The organism is Aquidulcibacter sp. (assembly GCF_049239865.1).
GTDB lineage: Bacteria > Pseudomonadota > Alphaproteobacteria > Caulobacterales > Aquidulcibacteraceae > Aquidulcibacter.
Window position 1 is genome coordinate 1 of record NZ_JBMLTR010000036.1, and the last position, 26,499, is coordinate 26,499.

The window sequence follows — 26,499 nt, forward strand, 5'->3', positions numbered from 1 at the left end:
CCAATTGCGCTTCCAATTGCAGGACGAACTTATCGACCACATTGGCAACAATCTCAGGCGTCAGCGCTTTGAAGTGAATGACCGCATCGAGGCGGTTGCGGAATTCAGGCGTGAACAAGCGCTTGATGGCTTCGCTCTCTTCATCATCCTTCTTACCGCGACCAAAGCCGATGCCGTCCTTCGCTGCGTCCGAGGCACCGGCATTGGTTGTCATAATCAGCACGACATTGCGGAAGTCGACCTTCTTGCCATTGGCATCGGTCAGAGACCCATGATCCATGACTTGCAACAAGATGTTGTAGAGGTCTGGGTGGGCTTTTTCGATCTCGTCCAAGAGCAAGACGCAATGGGGATGCTGGTCGATGCCGTCGGTCAACAGACCGCCTTGGTCAAAACCGACATAGCCCGGAGGTGCGCCGATCAAACGGCTGACAGAGTGACGTTCCATATATTCGGACATGTCAAACCGCAGCATTTCCACGCCCATCGTATTGGCCAATTGCTTGGCCGCTTCGGTCTTGCCGACGCCCGTAGGTCCCGAGAACAGGTAAGAGCCGATGGGCTTGTTGGGATCGCGCAAGCCCGCACGGGCTAGCTTGATGGAAGCTGCCAAGGCAGTCAAAGCCGCATCTTGACCAAACACCACCCGACGCAGATCGGTTTCCAAGGTCCGAAGCGCTTCGGTATCAGACTTGGTGACAGACTTAGATGGAATTCGGGCGATCTTGGCAACTACTGCCTCGATCTCCTTGACGCCAATTGTCTTTTTCCGCTTGCTCTCCGGCAAGAGCATTTGGCTAGCCCCGGTTTCATCGATCACGTCGATGGCTTTATCGGGCAATTTGCGGTCGCCAATATATTTCGCCGACAATTCAACGGCTGCCTTGATGGCTTCGGCCGTAAAGCGAACTTTGTGATGCTCTTCATAGGCCGACTTCAAGCCCAGAAGGATTTTCACCGTGTCGGGGATCGAAGGTTCAACTACGTCAATCTTTTGGAAGCGCCGCACCAAAGCACGGTCCTTCTCAAAATGCTGGCGATATTCCTTATACGTCGTCGAGCCCATGCAGCGCATGGTGCCAGACTGAAGCGCGGGCTTTAGAAGGTTGGATGCATCCATCGCCCCACCGCTGGTGGCACCTGCCCCGATAACGGTGTGGATTTCGTCGATAAAGAGGATGGCATTGGGATGGGCTTCGAGTTCCTTCACCACTTGCTTCAGCCGCTCTTCAAAGTCACCGCGATAGCGCGTGCCGGCCAAAAGCGCGCCCATGTCGAGCGAGAAGATGGTCGATTCAGAGAGAATATCTGGCACATCGCCTTCAACAATGCGGCGCGCCAAGCCTTCCGCGATGGCCGTTTTGCCAACGCCCGGGTCACCCACCAGCAAAGGATTGTTCTTCTGGCGGCGGCACAGGATCTGGATCGCGCGCTCGACTTCATCGACGCGACCAATCAGAGGATCGACCCGACCTTTGCGCGACTTTTCATTCAAATCGACGCAGTAAGTCGCCAAGGCTTCACCCGTGCTGGGCTTTTCCTTTGTGGTCGCGCTTTCTTCTTGCCGCTCTTCCGAAGCACCTTTGACGCGCTTTTGCTCAGTCATGCCGGGGCGCTTGGCCACACCATGAGAGATGAAATTGACCGCGTCATAGCGGGTCATGTCTTGTTCTTGCAGGAAGTAAGCTGCGTGGCTTTCGCGTTCCGAGAACAAGGCTACCAAAACGTTTGCCCCGGTCACTTCGGTACGACCCGAGCTTTCGACATGGATGACGGCGCGCTGGATGACGCGCTGAAAGCCTGCCGTCGGGCGCGCTTCGCTCTCACCGGAGACGATCAGATTTTTCAGTTCACCTTCAATGTAACCGATCAAGTCCGACTTGAGGCGATCCAAGTCGACATTGCAGGCCTTTAGAACATGGGCTGCATCTTCATCCTCAATCAGGGCGATCAGCAAATGTTCGAGAGTTGCATATTCATGCTTATGCTCATTAGCGAAAGCGATAGCACGGTGGAGCGATTGTTCTAGGCCGCGGGAGAATGATGGCACGTTCTACTCCTTTTCCATGGTACATTGCAGGGGATGTTGATTGCGTCGCGCCAAATCTAGGACTTGGGCAACTTTAGTCTCAGCAACTTCGTAGGAATAAATGCCGCACACACCGACCCCCGATTGATGCACATGCAACATAATACGTGTCGCACTCTCACGGGTTTTGTTGAAGAAGCGTTCTAATACATAAACGACAAACTCCATTGGCGTGTAGTCATCATTCAAAACCAACACCCGATAAAGTGAAGGCTTCTTTGTCTTTGGTTTTGCACGCGCAACAACGGCCGTACTGCGGCCGCCACCAGGGACATTCCCATCTGTGCCAAAACCATCATCGTCCATGTCGTCACCGCGTTCGTCGCTCATCTGATCAACCACTTCATGACGTCTGCACTTGCAGACACTATGTTTGGGCTTCTTGAGGAAGCACAATCATTCTTTATAGATAAGTGCTTCGCGACGTTCTGGAAGCCTAAAACATGTGCAAGGGCTGGATAAGTTCGCAGCAGCCCTAAACTCCCGAGCATTAAGGCACAAAAAAGGGTCCGAGACATGCCCGGACCCCTTTAATTCTGGAGGCTATCCGCTTAGCGGGCAGATTGAATCGAGGACCATACAGCGCTGGTGCGCTCGCTGATTGGCTTGACCGATTCCTTCATGGCACCGAGCATCACGTCAGACACTTTGGTGAATTCTGCGAAATAGGTGCTCATTGCCGACTTGGCATAGTCAGCTTGAATTTCGACGGCTTCTTGCAACGACTTCACGCCGCCCAAGCTCTTGGCGGTTTCGGTCGCAAGCGCTGCTGAGGACTGAAGATAAGCCATGGAGATTTCCGAAGCTTGCTTCATGCCGTCCGCGGCAATTTTCGCCGAAGCGGTCATGGCTTCCATATTGGCCTTGCTGTGCACGAAGGCATCGCCAAAGCTGGCCTGCAGCTTTTCATAGCCGGCTTGAAAGGCTTCAGCGGTTGGGGTGATCACGGATTCGATCTTCTCTGACATGGTCAGTCTCTCCTCTTGGATTGGCTCGGGGGTACGTACGGGTTCTGAAATTTCAGTTGGGGAGGTCTTTGCCACGGCCTGTTTCGACACGTTTGAGGTCGCAGCGCGTTTTTTAGTGGTAGCCATCGTGTCTCTCCGCGAAAAAGAATGTCAGTGCGGACAAAGCCGGTTTCTCGGCCCCTCACTGCCCTATCTCGCATTTGCAGCATGCACCTTCGCACTTGCAGCGTCAAGCGTTTCTTGAGCAGATTGCCTCGATTTTGCGCAATTTTTTGGCCTTTAACGGGCCTAGACAAGCCAGCGCCCCCTTCCCTATTGTCGGCGGGTAACATGCGAACTTAGCTATAGACGGGGTCGAGCCTGCGGCATGAATGGCTGCGATGACAGGTTCGTGCGGAGGAGTTTAATTGACAGGGGTCAAAAGAATGCTCAAAAAAGCGGCGGCTTTCAATGTGCCCGCCCCAAAACGTAGTCCAGTCAACCGCTGGTCTGCTGCGTTAAGCCTAAGTAAACCATAAGGTTCATAGGCTAGCATCATGTGCTCGGAGACCAACATGGCAAGTCGCAATTTTTCGCTCAGGTTCATCGCTGCCTCGACTTTGATGGCTGCGGTGTCGATGGCTTACACGCCGGCAGCCGCCCAAGCGAACCAACGATTTGCTCAGATCGTTGTCGATGCCGATACGCTTGAAGTGATCTATGAAGAGAACGCACAAGCCCTGCGTCGTCCTGCCTCCATTACCAAGGTAATGACCCTCTATCTTTTGTTTGACGCGCTGCAAACCGGCAAAATTTCTTGGAACGATCAGATTACTTTCTCTCGCTTTGCCAGCGGCCAAGCTCCAACAAAGTTAGGCATTGCGCCCGGCAATTCGATCTCTGTTCAAACCGCTGTTGAAGCGCTTGTTGTTCGCTCGGCAAACGATGTTGCCGCTGCAGTCGCAGAACGTCTGGGTGGGACCGAAGCCAATTTCGCGTTGATGATGACCACAAAAGCGCGCGACCTCGGCATGGTCAACACAACCTTTGCCAACGCGTCTGGCCTACCGAGTGATCGTCAGTTTACCACGGCGGAAGATCTCGCCCGTTTGGCAATCGCCATTCGCCGCGACTTCCCAGACCAATATCACTGGTTTTCGACCCCGCAGATGGTCTATAACGGGCAAGTCACCAAAAACCACAATCATCTCATGGCCCGTATGGAAGGCATGGATGGTTTGAAGACGGGGTTCACGCGTAGCTCTGGTTTCAATCTCGCGGCCACCACAGAACGCAATGGACGGCGGATCGTGACCGTTGTTCTTGGGGGGCGCACACGCTTTTCACGCGATGATTTTGTCGAATTGCTTACTGAGTCGGCCTTTAAGGAACTTGGCACCGGCACAAATTTCGTGGCAGACCAAGCCACACCCTACCAGTTCACCTTTCAAGACCCGCGCGATGGGGCCGATGCGGAAGCGCTTGTGATGTCAATCGCTGGGAAAGCCTTGCAGCCCACAGGGGCAACCAATCTGGCATTGGTAAGGACCGAACGGACCCGTGGTTTTGACCAAGGCAGGCCTTCGGTTTTGATGGCAAGCACAACCGCCCAACTCAATCAATCGGCTCGTCTGGCCACCGGTGGCGCGCAAACCGCCTCGCTTGACCAATCTAATGACGATGATGAGGATCAAGCCGAAGCCGTGAGCACACAAGCAGTCGCATCAGTCAAAGCGCCAACTCTGCCGCGCGCGACTACCCATTATATCGCATCATCGGTTGTCCAGACACCGAACTTGCGCCCGGTTATGGACTTCCCAGCGACAACTGGTTCAGCATCAGAACCGACGAGCCATGATGCCAAGACGGTTGAAGTTGCTGCGGTAGCCGAAGAACAAATCCGTCTTCAAGAAGCACGCGCCCAAGTGGTCCGGCAAGCCAATGAGCGGCGCGCTACGGAACGTGCCGCAGCAGATGCTCGTGCAAAAGCCACTGCAGAGCGCGATGAAAGGACACGTCAGCAGGCCGCACGTGCCTTAGCGGCGAAAAAGGAAAGCGACCGGCAATTGATCGCAGGGCGCGCCCGGGGCGATGCAATCGTGCAGGTCGGGGCGTTCCGAAGCCAACGCGATGCGAAAGCGGCCTTAGCCCAATTCTCCCGCCACTTCCCTTCCTTTGCGAGCCGTGAAGTCAGCAGCGTAAAGCGCTCAGACGGGGTATGGTATCGCGCCCGCTTCTCCGGCCTTGGTGCCAGCGTCGCCCGCGAGGCCTGCCGGATCGTCTCAGGACGCGGCGGTAGCTGTCAGATTGTCGCGGACTGAGGGCAGAGGCTTAGCGCCGTCCGCCCCTATTCCCACTCAATCGTGCCGGGTGGCTTAGACGTCACGTCATAGACCACGCGGTTGATACCTTTGACTTCATTGACGATGCGGGTCGCGACCCGGCCTAGAAACGCCATGTCAAATGGGAAGAAGTCGGCTGTCATGCCGTCTGTAGAGGTGACGGCGCGCAGCGCGCAGACATGGTCATAGGTCCGGTGGTCGCCCATGACGCCAACGGTTTTGACCGGCAAGAGCACAGCAAAGGCCTGCCAGATTGTGTCATAAAGGCCGTTATTGCGTAATTCTTCCAGATAGATGGCGTCGGCTTTGCGCAAGATATCGGCCTTTTCCTGCGTGATCTCGCCAGGGATACGAATGGCAAGGCCAGGGCCGGGAAATGGGTGGCGGCCAACAAAGGCTTCATTCAGCCCAAGTTCGCGACCCAAAGCGCGCACTTCATCCTTGAACAATTCGCGCAAGGGCTCCACCAGCTTCAAATTCATCCGCTCTGGCAGCCCACCAACATTGTGGTGGCTCTTGATCGTGACCGAAGGGCCGCCATCAAAAGAAACGCTTTCGATCACATCTGGATAAAGTGTGCCTTGAGCCAAGAAGCCTGCGCCCCCAACCATGCGCGCTTTTTCTTCAAACACGTCGATGAAGAGCTTGCCGATGGTCTTGCGCTTGGTTTCAGGATCGCTGACCCCTGCCAAAGCACCCAAGAAGCGCGCACTTTCGTCGGCATGGATGAGCGGGATATTGTAATGATCGCGGAACAGCGAGACGACTTGGTCGCTTTCCCCTGCCCGCATCAGGCCGTGATCGACATAGACGCACGTCAATTGATCGCCAATCGCTTCATGGATCAGAACCGCTGCAACCGAACTATCGACCCCACCGGAGAGACCGCAAATGACTTTTGCCGAGCCGACTTGTGCGCGGATGCGTTCAACGGCCTCCTCGCGGAAAGCCGCCATGGTCCAATCGCCGCGCAGGCCTGCTATCTTGCGCACAAAATTGTGGATCAGTTTGGAGCCGTCTGGCGTGTGAACTACTTCTGGGTGGAACATTACGGTGTAGAAGCGCCGCGCCTCATCGGTGGCGACCGCAAAGGGCGCATTCTCGCTGGTAGCCTTTACGCTAAAGCCTTCGGGCAATTGCGTCACGCGGTCGCCATGGCTCATCCAAACCGGATAACGGCTACCCAACTCCCAGACGCCTTCAAACAAAGCGCTTGGGGCCAAAATCTCAACATCGGCGCGACCAAATTCAGCCGCATGACCGCTTTCAACAACCCCGCCCAATTGGGTCGCCAAGGTTTGTTGGCCATAGCAAATGGCGAGAATGGGAATACCCAACTCAAACACACGTTGCGGGGCGCGCGGTGAGCCTGCGTCGCCCACGCTGGCCGGCCCACCTGAAAGGATAATCGCTTTGGGATCAAAGCCTGCATCCAAGACCGCTTGGGCGCGATTATAGGGATGGACCTCGCAATAGACGCCCGCCTCTCGCACACGCCGTGCGATCAGTTGTGTCACTTGAGAGCCGAAATCGATGATGAGGATGTGTTCGTGGGTCGCTTGCGTCATCGCTGCGGTTTAGCGGGATGCGGGCGCAGGGGAAAGACCCCCACGCCGTATGCCAACAGTGTTTAGGGCTTACGCCCTTGCATGGCCGCACCGCGGATCGGATCAAAGCGCGCCGCCCCTGCATCCACATCGATATTGGCCCCGTGGGCGATCTTCCAGCCCTCTGCCAGTTTCACATAGACTAAGGTCATGCGGCTTTCATGCGGTGGTGCCATATCTCCGCTGGGGGTCTTAAAGGCGTCCATATGCCAGTGCACCACAGCGACAACGACCGTCGGCGCAATTTGGGTCAGCGATTCCACGGCCAGCAGTTTTTGTTGAACACCGTTGAACATGAGGTCGAAATAGATGCGGTGGGCGCGGTCAACTTCTTCAAAGCCCTGCCAATGCATCGCCTTCACATTCACCCAATGCACATTGGGGGCATAGAGCCTGCCCATGCCACCGAGATCACTGATATTCCATAGATGCTCATAGTCTGAGATTGCGGCGCGGATCGCCGCTTCATCGCTGGCAGCTAAAGTCTGAGATGCCGCCTGTGCTGTTTGTGTCATCGCCATTCCTCCAACTGCGCCCATGAGTGCCAAAAGATGTCGTCTAAGCATGATGTGCCTCCAAGCTGTGGCACCTGTTTAAACGCCGGCTAGATGGCGCACTTGAACAAATCGGACATTTCAGGACTAACAACAGCAAGGGTTGAAATCGCTTCCATCCTTGCGGCAAAAGTTTGGGGCGTCATGCCGCACAGCGCACGGGCCTCGCGCGAGAGATGGGCTTCATCGGCATAGCCGGCCTCTGCCGCGATGTGCGCCCAGGTCTGATCTGGCTGCCTACTTTGGGCCGCAAGGGCTGCTTCAAAGCGGGTCAGGCGACAGTAAAACTTTGGCGTCACGCCAACATCGCGCAGGAACCGCCGCTGCAGCTGGCGCGCGCTTATGCCCGCCCGATCAGCCAAACGGCCAATGCTGACTTTCCCACCTGTTTTGGCAAGCAGGCGGGCAATGTGGTCAATCTCGTCATAGGGCCGGGACTGCTCAAGCCAGCCTGTGATCCAAGCCTGTGCAATCGCCACCCTTTCCTCAAACGTCACACTTTTGGCCAAGGCTGATTCAAGGGCCGGAGTTTGCCTTTTCAGGACGTCTGCGAGCGCCAATCCCTGATCGACGGTTTCGGTCATGGGCATTCCAAATAGTCGAGCAAGCCCTGTTGGCTGAAACCGGATCGTGAATGTCTCAATCTGGCCAACAAAACCCAAGTCCTTACCCGGTGCGCTGGTGACCCCCACCAAGACACTTGTCGGCGTGGCGCTAAATCCTGTGCCTTTCTCGCGCACGAGATAGGGTTCACGAAAGTAAAATTCGATGAATTGATCTGGTCGTGCATTTAAAGCGCGAATGACGTTGATAGACTTAAAGTCAGCCCGCCGTTCCCCAAAGGATGCGACAATGCTGCGCAAACTGGGGTGTGGCGAAATCTGCCTAATTTGTATCGCAGAGCTTGTTTTAGCTTGGCCCTGCGCGTGACGAACGCCCATCCGCGGTCTTTCTGAAACCTACCGCCTTTGTCGCACATCCCCGCTATTGGTCAAGCAAGCAGCTTAAGTCAGGCTCATTACGCTGTCCGCGTCATCGCACAAATAAAGAAACCGTCCGTACCCGTCGCCAAGGGCGTCATCTGCAAGCCGGGCCCTGCCTTATGGCAATGCGCCAGAAGGCCCGACAATCCGGCGTCTGAGACCAATGTCGTTGGATTGACCGGTGCGAAGGCCGGATTGGCGGCCAAGAAGCGCGCGATACTATCCTCATTTTCTTCCGGCAGAATCGAACAGGTGACATACAAAAGCCGACCGCCCGGCTTCACCAAAGGCGCGCCCAAAGCCAGTGCGAGCGCTTGTTCCTGCTGACGCTTTTCCAAAGCACCAGGTCGCAAACGCCATTTGGAATCAGGGGCGCGTCGCCACGTGCCAGAGCCCGTACAAGGCGCGTCGATGAACACGATGTCCATCAGGCCATGCAAGTCGCCCAAAACGTCTTGATCGCGCTTTGGCGTGCGAACTTGGCAATTGCGCACCCCTGCCCGCTCTATGCGTTCGTGGCAATTGGAGAGCCGTCGGCTATCGACATCATAGGCGTAGAGCTGACCTTTATTCTCCATCAAAGCCGCAAGCGCCAAGGTTTTGCCACCACCCCCAGCGCACACATCGGCAATCTGCATACCGGGCTTTGCGCCCGACAGCCGAGCGGCAAGCTGGCTGCCTTCATCTTGAACTTCAAAGCCACCTTTCACAAAGGCCTCTTCCTTGGCCCAAGGAAAGGTGCGGCCTTGTTGCCAAGGGATACGGATGCCATCAGGCGACCATGGGGTGATAAAGGCTGATGGGCTGCCGTCATCGCGCACTTTAAGCTGAGTGGACGACAATAAATCTTCCAGCACGGTTTCTGGTTTGGCCTTCAGGCGATTGACGCGCAGATCAAGCGGCGCAGGCGCTGCTAGGGCCGCCCCTTCCGCTGCCCTTTCATCTCCCAAGACCCGCGCAAAGCTTCCATCCAGCCACTCAGGATAATCGCCGCGCACATGGTCGGGCGCGCCTTCCAATGTCGCCTCGGCCAAAGCCTTGCGTTCGGCCTCCGTCAACGGGCTATAGGCATGGGTTTCTTCGTAAGCATCTTTCTCAAGGCTTTCTGGCTCGCGCCCAAAGCCCCAACGCAATGCGCCTAAGACCCACGCACGGGGATCATCGACACCCATGCGAAAGGCACTCGACGCCTTCCAGCGCAGGGCACCGAAGACAATATCGCCAATTTGCGCCCGGTCGCCCGAGCCTGCAAATCGATGGCTCAAGCCCCATTCCTTCAGCACATCGGCCGGGGGGCGTTTACGGGCTTCGACATCAGTCAAAACTTCAATGGCGGCTTGGGCACGGGCACCGGGACGCATAAATTCAATCTTTCAGGGCGCGCGACAGATAGGTCACGCTTTTGCCGTTGGACAAACTTGCTTGCCCGACAGGAGTAAAGCCAAGAGCGGCGTGGAATTGATCGGAAATAGGGTTAGGCGGGTCAGAATTGACCTCGCAGACCACGTGTTCATAGCCTTCTGCCTGTGCACTTGCAAACAGACCCTCATAAAAGCGACGCGCAATGCCCTGCCCGCGGGCATGGGCTGCCACGACGATCCGATCGACATAGACGAAATTGTCCATCCGCTCGACAAACCAGATGAAGTTCGGGCTGTCGTAGGTCGAACCTTTGATGAAGGTAATCAAAAAACCCAAGTCGGGTTCTGCCACTTGGCTAAGGTATGAGGCCCCAACTAAGCGTTCTAGGCGATCTTCATCCAACGGCCCGGTTTCGATCTGATTGTCATTGCCAAGGGCAATGACCCACGCAAAATCCTTGCGTGACAATACCCGAATGGTCACGAGGCTTAACCCCCGACTGGATAGTTGGGGGCTTCGCGCGTGATGGATACGTCATGGACGTGGCTTTCGCGCAGGCCCGCGCTGGTCAGCTTTACAAAGCGCGCCTTGGATTGGAAGTCTGCAATGGTTGCTGCCCCGGTATAGCCCATGGCTGCCCGCAAACCGCCGACCAATTGATGCAAGATTGGGGCAACAGAGCCTTTATATGGCACTTGACCTTCGATGCCTTCAGGCACCAGCTTCAACGCGTCGCTGACGTCCTTTTGGAAATAACGGTCGGCTGAGCCGCGCGCCATCGCACCCAAGGAGCCCATACCGCGGTAGGATTTATAAGAGCGTCCTTGATAGAGGAACACCTCACCTGGGGCTTCATCCGTACCCGCAAACAGGCCACCCAACATCGCGACATTGGCACCAGCCGCAATCGCTTTAGCCAAATCACCCGAGAACTTAATCCCGCCATCGGCGATCACGGGCGTGCCCGTGGCGTAGGCCGCGTCAACGCAATCCATAATCGCGGTCAATTGCGGCACACCGACGCCTGCGACGATCCGTGTGGTACAAATGGAGCCGGGGCCAATACCCACTTTGATCGCATCCGCACCCGCGTCGATCAGCGCCATGGTCGCTTCGCGCGTGGCAACATTGCCAGCAATCACTTGCACGCGGTTAGACAGACGCTTGATACGCTCCACGGCATCCAAGACCGAACGTGAGTGCCCGTGGGCCGTATCGACCACGATGACATCACAGCCTGCATCCAACAGGAATTCAGAGCGCTCATAGCCAGCATCACCAACGGTGGTAGCGGCACCGACGCGCAGACGACCTTGGTCATCCTTACAGGCGCTGGGGAAGGCTTGAGCTTTTTCCATGTCCTTGACCGTGACGAGGCCAACGCAACGGCCGTCATCATCGACAACAATCAATCGCTCTACCCGATGCTTGTGCAAGAGCTGGCGGGCTGTGTCCTTGTCTGTGCCTTCGCGAACCGTGTGCAAATTCTCGCGCGTCATGACTTCATAGACTTTGTCACTGTCATCGGCGAAGCGGACGTCGCGATTGGTGACAATGCCGACGAGGCGACCGGGCTTGCCTTCGGGCCCACGCTCTACCACCGGGAAGCCAGAAACCCCACGGGCCGCTTTGATGGCCTTCACTTCGCCCACAGAGATATCGGGATAGACGGTGATCGGGTTGATCACCATGCCGCTTTCAAAGCGCTTAACCTGACGGACTTGTTCGGCCTGCTCTTCGTTCGACAAGTTACGGTGGATAATGCCAAGGCCGCCAGCTTGAGCCATCGCAATGGCGAGGCGCGCTTCAGTAACCGTATCCATGGCTGAGGAAATGAGTGGGATATTCAGTGCGATTTCGCGCGTCAATTGCGTCCGAACATCGACCTGACCCGGCATCACTTCGGAGGCACCCGGCTCCAGCAGCACGTCGTCAAACGTTACGGCATCTCTAATCGGCGGGGCGACACGGGGCGGTTTAGCGATAGGATTGGACATGGCGGCTGATAGAGTAAGGTTGGCCAATCTGTCAACGCTGTTGCTGTAGGTTCACAAATGAAAAAGCCCGCCGCCCCAAAGGAGCAGCAGGCCTTCTCAAAAGGACTTTATGGCAATCGGTTTAGCGACCGCTTGGCAAATCCTTAAACGCGACATCCTTATCAACGCGGACATCGCCGGGCAGGCCCAAGATGCGCTCTGCAATAATGTTCTTCAGGATTTCGTCGGTCCCACCAGCAATCCGCAAGCCCGCAGCCCACATATGGCTCTGCTGGAACACGCCTTCAGAGGGAGCATATTCGGCATCGGTGATGATCCCGAAATGATCCATCGATTCCATCGCATTATGGGTGATGTCTTGGAGCTGGTTAGCCGTGATGATTTTGCCAATCGAGCTTTCAGGACCCGGTGTCTGACCTTTGGACAAAGCCGTCATGGTGCGGAACTTGGCGAGCTTATAGCCCTCAGCCCGCACAAACCAATCAGCCACTTTTTGACGGAAGCTTTGATCTTCTGCCAAGGTGCCACCATCCTGACCCGGCATGGTTTTCGCCCAGTCAAAGATCTCTTTATAGTCCGGGCCGGGGCTACCGCCGACGGCCAAGCGCTCGTTCATCAAGGTAACCAAAGCCACCGACCAGCCATTGCCTTCCCCGCCCAGCATTTGGCTGTTAGAGACGCGCACATCGGTGAAATAGACTTCATTGAAGTTAGATCCGCCCGACATTTGGTGGATGGGGCGCACTTCAATGCCAGGGCTCTTCATATCAATGAAGAACATCGACAAGCCTTTATGCTTGGCCTTGTCGGCATTGGTGCGGACGAGCACGATGCCCCAATCCGAATAATGCGCACCCGAGGTCCACACCTTCTGGCCATTGATCACCCAGTCATCACCATCGCGGACTGCTTTGGTTTTGAGGCCAGCCACGTCGGACCCGGCAGAGGGTTCAGAGAACAACTGGCACCAGATTTCTTCGCCGCGCAGCGCGGGGCCGACATGGCGTTCTTTCTGGGCATCGGTTGCAAAAGCAATCACGGTGGGCACACACATGCCAAGGCCAATGGTGAACGGCCCTGCAGGAGCGTCAAACTTGCCCTCTTCTTGGCCAAAGATCACCGAGAAAATGGGCGCGAGGCCCTGCCCGCCCTGTTCTTTTGGCCAAGTGATGCCGGCAAAGCCATTTTCAGCTTTAGCCTTTTGATAGGCCTTGGCCGCCAACATATATTCCTTGTCAGACAAGCGCTTTTGCAAGCTTTCAGTCTGGCCGGCTCTGGGCTGCACATGGGCTGCTAAGAAGGTTTGTGCCCGTTGACGGAAGGCTGCTTCTTCTGGGGTATCATTGAAGTCCATAAGTCTCTCCATCCATCCAAGTGTTAGGCCGCGTTGCGCATTTCCAAGCGGCGGACGAGTTTTTCTTTCCAAAGAGATGGCGCACCCGCTTGCACAGCCAAGAGCTTGGAGCGCCGATAATACAGGTGACAATCCACTTCCCACGTAAAGCCCATGCCGCCATGGGTTTGGATATTCTCCTTCGATGCCAAATAATAAGCGTCGCAGGCGGCAATGCGGGCCGCAGCAGCAGCCAGCGGCAATTCTGGCGCGTCACTGCTCAAAGCCCAGGCACCGTAAAAGGCGTTGGAGCGAGCGATTTCGAGCGCGACATACATGTCGGCCAATTTGTGCTTGATCGCTTGGAAGCTGCCGATTTGGCGCGAGAAAGCATAGCGACCTTTGGCGTAATCGGTCGCCATATCCAAGCAGGCTTGGCTGCCACCGATTTGCTCAAACGACAACAACACCGCTGCACGATCATAAATGCGCTGTAGCAGGGCCTCACCGTCACCTGCTTCACCCAGAAGCTGCGCTGGGGCTTTGGTAAAGGTGAGCGTGGCGTGCGAGCGGGTTGGATCAAACGTCTTGATCGCTTTAGATTCCACTCCTGCCCCGGTCAGGTCTACGATCACCAAAGACGTGCCGTCTTGATGCTTGGCAAGGACCAAAGCATGGGTGGCGCAATCGCCGTCGGTCACAGGCACTTTCATACCCGTCACACTGGTGCCGTCAAAGATGGTCTTGAGGTTGGCGGCACGCGGCTCGCCAGGTCCTTCAGACGCAGCCACACAGCCGATCACACCACCTTCGGCCAACTTCGGCAGAATGGCAGATTTTTGTGCCTCGGTGCCGGCAATCTTGATGGCTTCGGCAAAGAAATAAACGGTGGAGGCCCAAGGCACAGGTGCCAACGACCGGCCCATTTCCTCTGCCAAAACGCAGAGTTCAAGCTCGCCCAGGCCTAAACCACCAAACTCCTCAGGAATCGCTGCACCCAGCCAGCCCATCTCTGCAATGGCTTTCCACAAACCAGCGTCATGGGACTTTTGTTCATCGTTCAACACGGCCCGAACCACCGCCATACTGGACTGTTCGGACAAGAACTTGCGCGCTTGTTCTTTGAGATATTTTTGGTCGTCAGAAAAATCGAAATTCATGTGACGTGTGCCTCCCAAGGTCGCGGCAACGGCTTACCCGTCACCGTCTGTTTATTTGGGAGCAACATAAGCAAGTTTACGTGAACGGAAAGCCGTCACCTTAGGGAAGATCGCGTTTTTGTGCGCAGTATCTGCAGCCCGACTAGGTACGAAGCCCGGAGGTCGGCCGAGGCAGCGGAGAGCCTGCAGTAGAAGTTGGCTGACGCAGTCCAGCCGAGATACCGGCAGCGGCAGCTAATTTCTGCTGAGAAGAGGCTTCAGCCAGCATGGTTGGCTGTGGCGGTTTCTCTAGGTCGCGCAACCCACGCAGGCGCTTAGCAATCATGAATGAATCAGCTTCGCCCGTTTTGCGCGCATTGGCCGTAGGATCCGTAATATCAGTGCCGGCCGCACGTGGCAGCTTTGCAGGCTCTTGATAGGTGAATTTAAAGCGCATCGTGGTCGCGACAGCTTCACCGAAAACAATGGCCTCCGCATTATCCAAAGCCGACAAGAAGGAAATCGTCGAACCGCTGGAATCAGCAATAGCCGAGCGGATAATTTCCTGGTCTCGATCGTTAGCCAAACGCATCGCGAATACGGTGGAACATTGCGACAAAATCGTCGGGTCCAGTTCGCCAGGGCGCTGCGACACAACCGCGATGGAGCAGCCGTATTTCCGACCTTCTTTAGCAATCCGGGCAATCGCGCGCCGGGTTGGGATGAAGCCTGCATTGGGGTCTTGCGGTACATATCGGTGGGCTTCTTCACACACCAACAAGACGTGCAATTGGCCTTCACTGGCATAAGCTACGTCAAAGCAGAGACGCGCCAGAACCGACACAACGGCATTTGTCACATCCGAAGGCAGGCCCGATAAATTGATGATTGAAACAGGCTTGCCCTCCGCAGGCAGGCGGAACAAGCGCGACAGAAGTGGCGCAAAATTATCTTCCGCGCCACCTCTGGTGAACATGAAGCCATAGCGCGGATCATTGACCAAGGCATCCAGTCGAACGCGCAAAGATTTCAAATGATGCCGTTCATGACGTGGGCTCAAGAGACCAATGTTCTCGTCGATGAGCTTAAACAATTCCGACATCCGGTAAGGCATGGGGCTGTCGGCATTGAGACCACCAACATCTAAAGCCTTGCGTACCAGCCCTGCAGCGGTTGCACCCGTCTTCTCATTCTGGAAATTCGTTTTGGCCTGCGCCAGAACTTCGCGCAAAATTTCTGCTTCTTCAGAGATGGTTTTGCCGCGGAAGATCACATCCTCCAGCTCCTCAAACCGGAACAACCAGAATGGCAATTCGAGCGTGGATGCGTCAAACACCTGCGCAAGCGGACCAAAGGCTCCGGCGAACTCATTATGCGGATCCAAGAGCACAACCCGCAATTCAGGCTTCACACTCAAGCATTGGCGAACCAAGAGCGTCAAGGAACACGACTTACCGACCCCGGTCGTCCCGACGACGGCAAAGTGACGGGTCAAAAGGTCATTCACGCTGATCGTCGCGGGAATATCGGCATTCTGAGACAAGCGGCCAACTTCGACCGACTTGCGGTCGCCGAGATCATGCATGACTTCTAGGTCGCGTGCACGGATCTTGTGGGCGACCGCCCCGACTTGAGGATAGCGCGACACGCCGCGCTGAAAGCGCGTGCGGCCGTGGACATCCTCGGAAATCTCGCCCATCAACTCAACCTGAACGCTCACGGCATTGGCAGCATTGGGGTCCCAAACCGAGCTATCGGTGCTCATCTCAAAGACAAGCGCAACCACGCGGACCTTGCCGACCGTGATCGAAATCAATCGACCTACAGACCAAAAGTCCGACGAAGCTTCGCTCAGATTATCGGCCATGGTCGAAATGGTTGCGCGCGCGCCGTTACAGAAGGTCACACGACCAATCATGCGCTCCGTCGGTTGTTCCATGGCGCGACGTTCAAAAACCTTGCGCTGCGCCTCAGCATCGTCGCTGCCCAGTCCTGCAGCCACTAAGCCACTCTGCACCTGTGCAATCAGTTCAGCCGCACTGGTTGGATTCAGCGAGCGCGCGCTGACCGAGGTCGACATCTGGGACAGAGATGGCGGCGTAGCTTGAGGGCGCGAACCCGCAGGGGCAGGATTAGGCGCTCCTGCTGAGAGCCGGGGGTCGTGATCGAGCGCCATGATAACCTCACTTGTGCATTTCATGCTGACGGCCACAAGTCTTAAGGTTCCAAAGTTAATTTGGCGTATTTTCAGCCTGTCTAGTTTTATAGGTTCATTGCGAAATCCGCTTAAAGTCGGTGCGTCTTTGGGTAACTGAGCGCGGACAAAAAGTTTTGGACAAGGTGACCCTTAGCGGGCTAAGCCTTTTTCATGCGCACACAAGAACACATCCCCGTCCGTCTCCAGGATTATCGCCCCTACCCTTTTTCGATCTCTCACGTATCGTTGGTGTTCGACCTCCACCCTACGCGGACCATTGTGACGTCGCGCCTGATTATTGATCGCAAACCCCATGAATGGGCAAAGGGTGAAGCGCTACAATTGGATGGCGTTGGACTTGACCTCTTGTCGGTGGAAATCAATGGCCAGCCAGTCGCGGCTCAAGATTATCATCTCGGTGAAGACGGCTTAACGCTCAAAAGTGTGCCGGACTCCTTCAAGCTGGAAACAAAAGTTGCCATCAACCCAGCAGCCAATACAGCCTTGTCGGGCCTTTATATGTCGGCCGGGCGCTTTTGCACGCAATGCGAGGCTGAAGGCTTTCGCCACATCACTTTTTGGCCAGATCGCCCCGATGTGATGAGCCGTTTCCATGTGCGGGTTGAAGCACCAGAGGCAGACTTTCCTTCGCTTTTGTCCAACGGTAATCGCGTCGCGATTGGGCAATATGACGATGGCCGTCATTGGGCCGCCTGGGATGATCCACACCTAAAGCCATCCTATTTGTTCGCCTTGGTGGCAGGCGGCTTTGATACGTTGGAAGATCAATTCACCACCCGCTCAGGCCGGACGGTTGATTTGTGCATCTATGTCGACAAAGGTGCGGCCTCACGGGCCATTTACGCCATGGATGCGCTGAAGAGATCGATGACATGGGATGAAGAGGTTTTCGGCCGCGAATATGATCTAGATATGTTCAATATTGTGGCTGTTTCCGATTTCAATTTCGGCGCGATGGAAAACAAGGGCCTCAACATTTTCAACTCCGCCCTTCTTCTAGCCGACGAGACCACCGCGACGGATGCCGATTACGAAGCCATTGAAGCGGTTGTGGCACACGAATATTTCCACAATTGGTCTGGCAACCGGGTTACCTGTCGTGACTGGTTCCAATTGTCCTTGAAAGAGGGTTTCACCGTCTTCCGGGACCAGGAATTTTCCGCCGATCAACGGTCCCGCGCTGTCAAGCGGATTAAGGACGTCAAGGCCCTTCGTGCGCGCCAATTCCCCGAGGATTCAGGCCCTCTCGCTCATCCCGTGCGGCCCAAGAGTTATGTGAAAATCGATAATTTCTACACCGCCACTATTTACGAGAAAGGCGCAGAGATCATCCGAGTCTTGCAGACTTTGGTTGGTCGCGATGCTTTCTTGGAAGGGGCAAACCTGTATTTTGACGAGAATGACGGCACGGCTGCGACAATTGAAGATTGGCTGCACGCGATGCGGACGGCGACAGGCAACCAACTTCATGGGATCGAACGCTGGTATGATCAGGCAGGTACACCCTGCCTGGAGGCGATCAGCGACTATGATGCCGCAACCCAAAAGCTGACCATTCGCTTCCAGCAATCGACGCCCGACACCCCGGGTCAAAGCTCGAAATCTTGGGTGCCCCTTCCCATCTCGATGGCATTTTTCGGCCCAGACGGCGCGCCCTTGCAACTGCGCTTGGCCGAAACCGACATCGCAGCAGACGATTGGCTGATTCCAATGGCGAGCACGAGCTTGGAGCTCCAATTTGAAGGCGTCGCTGACCGGCCTGTTGTTTCTTATATGCGGGGATTTTCTGCCCCTGTTCGCTTGATCACCAATCATAGCGATGCGGATCTAGCGCTCTTGGCCGCTTGTGACACCGATCCGTTTGTGCGCTGGGAATCGACCCAAACGATTGCGCGCAACACGTTGCTTTCGGTGGCCCAAAGCCTTGCGGCGGGTCGCGAGCCCGACGTGCGACAGGATCTCGCCCGCGCCTTTCAAGGTGCGTTGGCCGATGCCGCGCGAGACCCAGCCTTCACTGCCCTGCTATTGCGCCTGCCGGATGTGAGTGAATTGATGCAGCTTCAGCCACTGTGCGATCCATCCAATCTGTTAGCTGCACGAGCTTTTGTGCGGAGCCTTTTGGCCGAACAACTTGATGCTGAACTAAGTGCTTGTTTTGCGATCTATGACCCTGCCCAAGCCTTCTCTGCCAGTGCACAGGCGGCAGGCCAACGCGCGCTGATGGCGGCTTGCCTCGACCTCTTGTGCGCCAGCGGAACCGACAGAGCTGCGATGCGTGCAGAAAACACTTTCTTCGCCGCGCGCAATATGACCGACATGATGACTGCGCTCGATGGCTTGTCCCAATTCGGTGGAGCCCGCTATCACGCGGCCTTAGCGGCGTTCAAACAGCGGTTTACCGACAATGCCTTGGTGATGGACAAGTGGTTCCGCGTGCAAGCTATGGCACTTTGTGAAGATCCGCTGCAAACGTTCAAAAACTTGCGTGTTGACCCTAGCTTCACCCTCTTGAACCCCAATCGGGTCAGGGCACTAGGTGGGGCCTTTGCCAGCGGAAATCCCGCTGCCTTCCACCGTGTAGATGGAACCGGTTACCAAGCAATTGCAGACCTCATAGCCGATGTCGATAGCACGAATGGGGCCCTCGCCGCGCGCTTGGGGACCGTTTTTGAATCCTGTTCGCGTGTGAATGAGCCCCGGCAGAAACTGGCAAAGCGAACCTTGCAAGTCTTGCTGGATCGCAATTCCTTGTCAGCCAATACGCGCGAGATTCTCTCAAAAATCTATGACGGCTTGATCGCCTGACCTCTGCCACCGCCCCTGCTTGAGAGACCCACCAATGAAACTGGCGTCGGATGCCGGATCCTACGCGGTGGCCTGCAAATTGTGAGAATGGTTCACAGGAAGCTGACCCCCAGCCCTAGACGTCACGTTAAGAACTCCTTTACCCTTTCCGCAAATGAGAGTGAGATCTCTCTGATTCGGGTAAGTAAATGGCCAAAGTGGCACCTAAAGACGACGAGATGAACGGCCAGTGGCCGGTTGCCATCACGCTTGTCCTGTGCGCGCTTTTTGCCGCGGTGATCTTGCTCCTCGCCAAGCGCGACTATGATCGCTTTCACCGTGATGCGACCCATGAGGCTGCCCAAGAAGCTCGGCTGATTACCTCACAAATGGATGCAGCCATACGAGAGGCACGGGCCAGTCTCGTGGCGGCAAGTGGCCTAGGTATGGCCAATGGCGCGACCGTGGCGGCAACCGCGCCGGGTCTGCAAGCGGTCGCAAGCTTCGACAGTAAGGGCGTTCTGGTCTCGCAAGGTTCTGCGTCATCCAGCGATATTGGAGCCTTGGCCGCCGCCGCCCAATTGGCCAAGACAGACGGCTGGAGTGGGGCTGTCGCCTTAGGTGGTGGCCGCTATTCGCCAGCTATTTCGGTGCGCACAGTTGATGGCGGCGCGCTCGCGGCCTTTGTGACTTTCCGGGGACTTGATACCCTTGGTCCAGGGCGGCGCGTTGGCGTTGGCGAACCTGGCGGCAATCTGATTTCAGTGCAGCCTGCGTTTAAGGCGGTTTCGACCCAAGGGGCATTACCGGCCTTTGGCCTGAAATCTCCTCCCGCTGCTGGGTCGGCCCTAGGCTTTTATGCCAGAGATTTGGATGGTCAGAATATCGTTCTAGGGACAGCGGTTGCTGAGAATGGCCTGACCGCTTTTGTGTCTCGAGACCGGGGTCCCATTGAAGCGGCTTGGCTGCGCAGTGCCATCATGTTTGGGCTCTTGTTCCTTGGGCCTGTCCTAGCAGCTGCCGGAATCTGGTTTTTGGTTCAAGGTCAGTCCGAGCGCTTTGCGACAGCTCGCGTCCAAATGCGCGATGCGGAACGGCGCTTGCGGGTCGCGATTGAAGGGGCCCGTTGCGGCGTTTGGGATTGGGATATCACCAATGACCGCGTCTATCTGACCCAACGGCTCGCCCAAACTTTTGGCCTCTCCGGTGCTGGACGATTTGATACTCATGAAGTTCTGCAGGCCTTGAGCGCAGAAGATCAGGCACGTCTTCGCGCGGCTTTGGCATCTGCCGCCCAGATCGGGGTGCTGGATGTCGTGGTCAAAATCACCCGCGCAACCGGTGTAACCCACGTCCAATTGCGCGGCCGGGCAGCGGTGGATCGCCAACGCCCTGGCAGCATTCGCGCGATTGGCGTGTCGATCGACGTTTCGGAAGAACGTAACTCTGAAGCCCGTGTCGCGGCGGCTGAACGCCGCCTGCGCGACGCCATTGATTCCATCTCAGGCCCGTTTGCACTCTGGTCGAAAGATCGGCGCTTGATTCTGTGGAATGGCGGATTTGCCAAAACGTTTGGTTTGGACGGCTCCATCCTGCAAGCGGGCGCTTCCTACACCGCCGTATCCGCTGCTGCCGCCAAGCGGGTGAAGTCGCAGCGCCCCGACCGATACGACGAATTGGCTCAAGAAATTGAGCTCGATAATGGCGTCTGGATTCAATTAGTTGAACGTGAAACTTCGGACGGCGGCTTAGTCTCCATCGGCATTGATATTTCGCCACTGAAAGAGACCGAAGAAAGCATCATGCGGTCTGAACGCCAGATGCGCTCGGTCGTGGTCGAGCTGGAGCGCTCAGAACACAAGGCTTCAGAACTGGCCGAAAAGTATCGGATTGAGCGGCAACGGGCAGAAGAAGCCTCTAACGCCAAGAGTGGCTTCTTGGCCAATATGAGCCACGAATTGCGCACACCATTAAACGCCATCAACGGCTTCTCGGAAATCATGGTGCAGCAGCTATACGGCCCCTTGGGTGACCGCCGCTATCTCACCTACGCCACCGACATTCTCAATAGTGGAAAACATTTGCTTGAGCTGATCAACGACGTGCTAGACATGGCTAAGGTGGAAGCCGGTAAGTTCAAAATCTATCCCAAGCCGATGGATTTGCAGGAAACGATTGAGCAAGCCATGCGCTTGGTGCGTGGTCGGTCGGAAGAAAAGAATATTGCCCTTGTTGGTGAGCTTGATGAAGCCGGCGATGTGACGGGTGATGCGCGCGCCATCAAGCAGATCATGATCAACCTCCTGTCCAATGCGATCAAATTCACCCCGCAGAATGGTCGCGTACTGGTTCAGGTTAAGAATAATCTGGACTCAGTGATTATTCGCGTGATCGACAACGGCATTGGGATCAAAGCCGAAGACTTGCCGCGCCTGGCCCGACCGTTTGAGCAGGTTGAGAATGAGCACGCGCGCTCTAATCAAGGCAGTGGCTTGGGCCTTGCCTTGTCGCGCTCATTTGCAGAGATGCATGGCGGCTCCTTGACCATCGCATCAGAAGTCGGGGTCGGGACCATGGTGATCGTGTCCCTCCCCCGATTGGCAGTTGCCCAGCAAGAAGCTGCTTAAAAGGGCAATTACGCCACCCGCCGCGAATGGCCTACCCAATAGGGTTCGCGCAGTTCACGCCGCAGAATTTTGCCCGATGGATTGCGCGGAAGCTCGGCAATGAAGTCGACGCTTTTGGGCACTTTATAGCCCGCGATGCGCGCTTTGGTCCAAGCGATAATGTCCGCAGGCTCTGCCGCCTCGCCGGGTTTCAACACGACGATTGCCTTGACGGCCTCGCCCCATTTCTCATCCGGGACACCGACAACCGCGACATCGGCAACAGCAGGATGGCCGAACACGGCGTTTTCAACTTCGGCCGGATACACGTTCTCGCCCCCCGTCACGATCATGTCTTTCACACGGTCATGAATATAGAGATAGCCTTCTTCATCAAAGAAGCCCGCGTCGCCCGTGTAAAGCCAGCCATCCTTGACGGTCGCAGCCGTGGCGTCAGGTCTATTGAAATAGCCCTTCATGATGGTGGTGGAGCGCATGGCGATCTCGCCAACTTCACCGACCGCACAGGCGCTGCCATCGTCACGGCGGCACTCAATCTCAAATCCCGGCCAAGCAATGCCGCACGAGCGCAGTTTGCCACGTGCGGGGTCATGCGCTTCTGGTGGGAGATAGGTGCCCGCGCCCAAACTTTCGGTCATGCCGTACAATTGCGTGAAGGAGCAGCCAAAGGTCGCCTGCGCCTGCATCAGCAAATCCTCGGCAATTGGCGACGCGCCATAATACATTCGCCGCAGGGCCGAGAAATCGGTTGGTATCTTGGCATTCACCTGGATCAGAATATTGATCACGGCGGGCACCACAAAGGCATGCGCAATTTTTTCCACGGCGATCAAGCGTAGGATTTCGACAGGGTCGACTTGCTCCAACACGACCGCCTTCGCCCCTTGGGCGACGCTTAGGATCGCACTGTTGATCCCAGCGACATGGAACATGGGCATGGCGATCAAAACCGCTTCGCCCGCTTCATATTTGGCCCATTCCGCACCAATGCCAAACTCAAAGAAGGCCATATAATTCTGGTTGGTGATCTGAACGCCTTTGGGCAAGCCCGTGGTGCCAGAGGTGTAAAGTTGGATCACATCATCATCGGGCAAGCATGGCAGACCCGGATCTTGTGACGCTGCCGCCCCATGCCAATCCTGATAGCTCGTCCAGCTGCCATGGCCGCCATCCAGCGCCAAGGTCAGAGGCTTATTGGTCGCGTGATCAAGAGCCGCAGCCGCTAGCTCATAAAAGTGACTCCCGACCAAAAAGACCTTGGCCTGACTATCATCCAGCACATAGGCCACTTCGGGCGGAGCCAAGCGCGCATTGACGCCGACCAGCGTCGCGCGAGCCTTCACGCAGCCAAAGAATAGAGCGATATAATGGTCTGAATTTGCGCCATAAACAGCCACCCGATCATCGGGCTTCACACCTAGCTTGATCAGCGCATTGGCAATTTGATTGGCGATAACGTCTAAGCGCCCAAAGGTCGTGGTGCGATCTTTGAACGAGATGGCGATGGCATCAGGACGCGTTGCCGCCTGCACGCGCGTGATATCGGCAACCGATTTTGTGGCCTCAAAGTCAAACATATTTCCCCCTCACGCAGGTTTAATACCGCGCATTTTTATGGAACTTGCTCTGATGTAACGCGGGCGACTGCATTTGTCGCCTCGCATTTTAGTGAAGGACTGGTCGAATGCATTTGGCTCGTTAAAAGGAAGCCAACGCCTGCGCGAGTCGCTTGTTTAAGGATATTCTCATGGCCGATGCCGATAGTCTGATCTTACACCATTTCAACGCTTCGCCCTTTTCTGAGAAGATCCGTTTGGTGATGGGCCTCAAAGGGTTGAATTGGGTGTCGGTGATGATCCCGTCCATAATGCCTAAGCCTGACCTAACGCCCTTGACCGGGGGCTATCGCCGCACGCCTGTGCTGCAGATCGGGGCCGACATTTATTGCGACACGCAATTGATCCTGCGGGAGATTGAGCGCCGTCACCCCAGCCCAACCCTATATCCCAATGGCGAGGCTGGCCTGTCTTGGATGATCGCCATGTGGGCAGACCGCGCCTTCTTCCAATCGACTGTGCCTATCATTTTTGGGGCAGAGGGCTTTAATGTACCCGAAGCCTTCAAGCGTGACCGCGAACAATTGTCGGGCAGACCCTTTGACACTGAGCAGATGCGCGCCGCTTCCCCGATGATGCGTGATCAATGGCGCGGCCATGTCGCTTGGGTTGAAGAAGCGCTTGAAGCATCCAAGGGCGACTGGCTGTTTGGTGACAAGCCGGGCTTGGGCGACATCTCCGCCTATATGAACTTTTGGTTCCTGCGCAACGCCTATCGGCCGGGTTATGATAGCTTGATGGCCCCGTTTGAAACCGCACGCGATTGGGTCGAGCGTGTCGATGACATTGGCCATGGCACGATGGAGATCATGTCGTCCCAAGAAGCCGTCGCGCTGGCTGGCCAAAGCACGCCAATTGATCGCACAGGCGTGGATGAACAAGAGCCACAGGGCTTGCGTGAAGGTGATTTTGTCTCCGTCTCGCCAGATGATTATGGGCGGGACCCAGTCAGTGGCAAGCTGGTCTTTTCAGATGCCAGCGAGATCGCGCTTGAGCGCGACGTGCCAGGTCTTGGCACCATGGTCGTGCACTTCCCGCGGGTTGGTTATACGGCCCGACGCAGCTAGAGCCTAAAGGCGATAGCTGTCCTTAGTCGAACAAGGCATCAATATCGTCTTGAGCGCCGCCGGCGGCGCCGCCATGCACCATGCCGTCGAGCATCATGATAGACGATTGCAGCGCCATGGTGGTTTCAGCGATGAAGTCATCCACGGGCGCGCCTTTCTGGATAAGCCCTTCAGCCTGCGTGATGGCCTGCAGCAGCAAATCGCATGTCTCTTGGCTCAGGGCGTCAAACGGGCCTTTGATCGCAGGGTCTGCATTTTGATAGGCCAGAATGGCCAAATCCTTGGCCTGAAAGCCAGAGCGCGCAAAATGCTGCTCATAGGTCAAGGGTTCCCAATTGCGCAGTTCTTCAATCATATCGGGCATGTCGCTCAATAGGCCAAACAACATGACGGCCTCATTGAATACATTCAAATAGTCAGTCGCGAGGCCCGTCGCAGGCATAATATTGGCTTCAGTCAGGACATCAGGGTCCCACCAAGCAAGCTCTACCACTGTTTCACTACCATCATGTACATCAAACATGCGCCTATCTTAACGCAACATTTGTCAATATTTTCTTTTCAAGCCATCAATATCTGATTTGCCCGAGCTGAAATGCTTCATAAATCTCAGCGGTGAGAGGCTCGTACAGACGTGTAGCTGGATTCATCCAGACCATGGGGTCGGAAATCTGGGCAGGATCAAATCCGGCTTTGACCAAATCGACCTTACGATATTTAAAGGTGCCCGTGACTTCCATTTCGGTTTGGAAGCGCAAAAACAGCGGCACGGCATAGCTGGGCAATTCTGCCCGTACATGTGCCGAAAGCGCCGCCATATCTAAGGCTTGTGGCGCGACAATCACAGCCATCCCGGCGCGGCCATCAGCATGCGGCACATCTACGCCATAGACATTGGCTTGTTCCACACCGGGGAACATACACAAGGCTTCGCCCACTTCATTGGTCGAGACATTCTCGGATTTCCAACGATAGGTGTCACCAATGCGGTCGACGAAGTAAAAATAGCCGAGCTTATCTTGCTTTAAGAGGTCGCCAGTGCGGAACCATAAATCGCCCTTCTCAAAGACGTCACGCAAAAGCTTCTTTTCAGATGCAGCCTTATCGTTCGCATAGCCGTCAAAACGGGCGCGCACATTGGTGGTATCGATCTTGCCAATCGCCTCGCCCACTTCATCAAACGCGCACTTCTCGCACAGGCCCTCTTCGTTGCGGATTGGTTTTTCTTCTTCAATATCAAAGCGAACCAGCTCTACGTTGAAGCGCTTCTTCAGATAGCCCGGAATACGACCAACTGCACCTAGCTTGCCCTCGACATTGATGAAGCTGACATTGCCTTCAGTTGAGCCGTAGAACTCGCAGATCAGCGGGATTTTGAAGCGCTCTTCCGCCCGGGCCCATACGTCTGGGCGAAGACCATTGCCGAAGCAGGATTTAAGTTTGTGCGTTTGCTCCTTCGGATGCGGCGGCACGCTGACCAAATAGCGGAACAATTCGCCAATATAGGCAAAGACCGTACATTCGTTGTCGACAATATCATCCCAGAATTGGGTGGCAGAAAACTTGCGACGCAAAACCAAGGTCGCCCCCGTATTCAAAACAAGGCCGACACCGCAAATCCCGCCTGTGCCGTGATACAGCGGTAGCGGGCAATAGACTCGGTCGCCGGGCCCTGTTTTGGTGGCTGCGATGAAGGAGCGGCTCATGCCTTGGGTCCGCAAATGCGACAAGGTGGCGGCTTTCGGATTGCCCGTCGTGCCAGACGTATAGACATAGAGACAGGGGTCTTTGGCGGTCAGCATTTCGCGATAAGCGCGCGAGGGCCGCTTATTGC

19 protein-coding genes are annotated in these 26,499 nt (G+C 55.9%); 4 read left to right on the plus strand and 15 right to left on the minus strand.

The features are described 5' to 3' along the window. The 3 genes from clpA to ACOVRA_RS03120 form a co-directional block, all read right to left on the minus strand. The coding region (clpA, locus tag ACOVRA_RS03110; protein WP_421719010.1) for an ATP-dependent Clp protease ATP-binding subunit ClpA at positions 1-2,050 on the minus strand (2,050 nt) is incomplete at its 3' end. A 3-nt stretch (positions 2,051-2,053) separates the two neighbouring features. Beyond that, a complete protein-coding gene (gene clpS / locus ACOVRA_RS03115; RefSeq protein ID WP_085340141.1) occupies positions 2,054-2,395 on the minus strand; it encodes an ATP-dependent Clp protease adapter ClpS in 342 nt (113 codons plus the stop codon). Between the two features lie 245 nt (positions 2,396-2,640). Next, positions 2,641-3,057, minus strand: a complete 417-nt coding sequence (locus tag ACOVRA_RS03120; protein ID WP_290806087.1) for a phasin family protein — start codon at positions 3,055-3,057, stop codon at positions 2,641-2,643. Positions 3,058-3,611: 554 nt separating this feature from the next. Here ACOVRA_RS03120 and ACOVRA_RS03125 point away from each other — a divergent pair. Then, entirely contained in the window at positions 3,612-5,357 is a 1,746-nt protein-coding gene (locus ACOVRA_RS03125; RefSeq protein WP_421719011.1) for a D-alanyl-D-alanine carboxypeptidase, read from the plus strand. A 26-nt stretch (positions 5,358-5,383) separates the two neighbouring features. On the opposite strand, the gene guaA is transcribed toward ACOVRA_RS03125, so the two are convergent. The 9 genes from guaA to ACOVRA_RS03170 all read right to left on the minus strand — a co-directional run bounded on the left by guaA (position 5,384) and on the right by ACOVRA_RS03170 (position 16,529). Further along, positions 5,384-6,946 carry a glutamine-hydrolyzing GMP synthase gene (guaA, locus tag ACOVRA_RS03130; RefSeq protein ID WP_421719012.1) on the minus strand — a complete coding sequence of 521 codons (1,563 nt, stop codon included), beginning with the start codon at positions 6,944-6,946 and terminating at the stop codon, positions 5,384-5,386. A 62-nt stretch (positions 6,947-7,008) separates the two neighbouring features. Further along, a complete protein-coding gene (locus ACOVRA_RS03135; protein ID WP_421719013.1) occupies positions 7,009-7,500 on the minus strand; it encodes an SgcJ/EcaC family oxidoreductase in 492 nt (163 codons plus the stop codon). An 89-nt stretch (positions 7,501-7,589) separates the two neighbouring features. Continuing rightward, entirely contained in the window at positions 7,590-8,480 is an 891-nt protein-coding gene (locus ACOVRA_RS03140; RefSeq protein WP_421719014.1) for a helix-turn-helix domain-containing protein, read from the minus strand. A gap of 77 nt (positions 8,481-8,557) precedes the next feature. Next, positions 8,558-9,883 (minus strand): RsmB/NOP family class I SAM-dependent RNA methyltransferase, encoded by a 1,326-nt coding sequence (locus ACOVRA_RS03145; RefSeq protein WP_421719015.1) that lies wholly within the window; start codon positions 9,881-9,883, stop codon positions 8,558-8,560. Positions 9,884-9,887: 4 nt separating this feature from the next. Next, positions 9,888-10,367 carry a GNAT family N-acetyltransferase gene (locus ACOVRA_RS03150; protein WP_421719016.1) on the minus strand — a complete coding sequence of 160 codons (480 nt, stop codon included), beginning with the start codon at positions 10,365-10,367 and terminating at the stop codon, positions 9,888-9,890. A gap of 5 nt (positions 10,368-10,372) precedes the next feature. Continuing rightward, entirely contained in the window at positions 10,373-11,881 is a 1,509-nt protein-coding gene (guaB, locus tag ACOVRA_RS03155; RefSeq protein ID WP_421719017.1) for an IMP dehydrogenase, read from the minus strand. 121 nt (positions 11,882-12,002) lie between these two features. Continuing rightward, complete coding sequence (locus ACOVRA_RS03160; RefSeq protein WP_421719018.1) at positions 12,003-13,235, minus strand: acyl-CoA dehydrogenase family protein; 1,233 nt, start codon at positions 13,233-13,235, stop codon at positions 12,003-12,005. Between the two features lie 23 nt (positions 13,236-13,258). Continuing rightward, positions 13,259-14,374 (minus strand): acyl-CoA dehydrogenase family protein, encoded by a 1,116-nt coding sequence (locus ACOVRA_RS03165; protein ID WP_421719019.1) that lies wholly within the window; start codon positions 14,372-14,374, stop codon positions 13,259-13,261. Between the two features lie 142 nt (positions 14,375-14,516). Beyond that, complete coding sequence (locus ACOVRA_RS03170) at positions 14,517-16,529, minus strand: ATP-binding protein (protein WP_421719020.1); 2,013 nt, start codon at positions 16,527-16,529, stop codon at positions 14,517-14,519. A gap of 192 nt (positions 16,530-16,721) precedes the next feature. On the opposite strand from ACOVRA_RS03170, the gene pepN reads away from it, so the two are divergent. Beyond that, on the plus strand, positions 16,722-19,376 hold the full coding sequence (gene pepN, locus ACOVRA_RS03175) for an aminopeptidase N (protein WP_421719021.1): 2,655 nt from the start codon (positions 16,722-16,724) through the stop codon (positions 19,374-19,376). Between the two features lie 188 nt (positions 19,377-19,564). Beyond that, positions 19,565-21,982, plus strand: a complete 2,418-nt coding sequence (locus ACOVRA_RS03180; protein ID WP_290806059.1) for a PAS domain-containing sensor histidine kinase — start codon at positions 19,565-19,567, stop codon at positions 21,980-21,982. Positions 21,983-21,990: 8 nt separating this feature from the next. Here the strand turns inward: ACOVRA_RS03180 and ACOVRA_RS03185 are convergent, their stop codons facing one another. After that, on the minus strand, positions 21,991-23,559 hold the full coding sequence (locus tag ACOVRA_RS03185) for a long-chain-fatty-acid--CoA ligase (RefSeq protein WP_421719022.1): 1,569 nt from the start codon (positions 23,557-23,559) through the stop codon (positions 21,991-21,993). A gap of 170 nt (positions 23,560-23,729) precedes the next feature. Between ACOVRA_RS03185 and ACOVRA_RS03190 the strand changes: the two genes are divergently transcribed. Beyond that, positions 23,730-24,665: a glutathione S-transferase family protein gene (locus tag ACOVRA_RS03190; RefSeq protein WP_421719023.1), complete on the plus strand. Its 936-nt coding sequence runs from the start codon at positions 23,730-23,732 to the stop codon at positions 24,663-24,665. 22 nt (positions 24,666-24,687) lie between these two features. Here the strand turns inward: ACOVRA_RS03190 and ACOVRA_RS03195 are convergent, their stop codons facing one another. Both ACOVRA_RS03195 and ACOVRA_RS03200 read right to left on the minus strand, forming a co-directional pair. Further along, on the minus strand, positions 24,688-25,188 hold the full coding sequence (locus ACOVRA_RS03195; RefSeq protein ID WP_421719024.1) for a hypothetical protein: 501 nt from the start codon (positions 25,186-25,188) through the stop codon (positions 24,688-24,690). Between the two features lie 46 nt (positions 25,189-25,234). Further along, on the minus strand, positions 25,235-26,499 hold a 1,265-nt coding region (locus ACOVRA_RS03200), incomplete at its 5' end, for an AMP-binding protein (protein WP_421719025.1).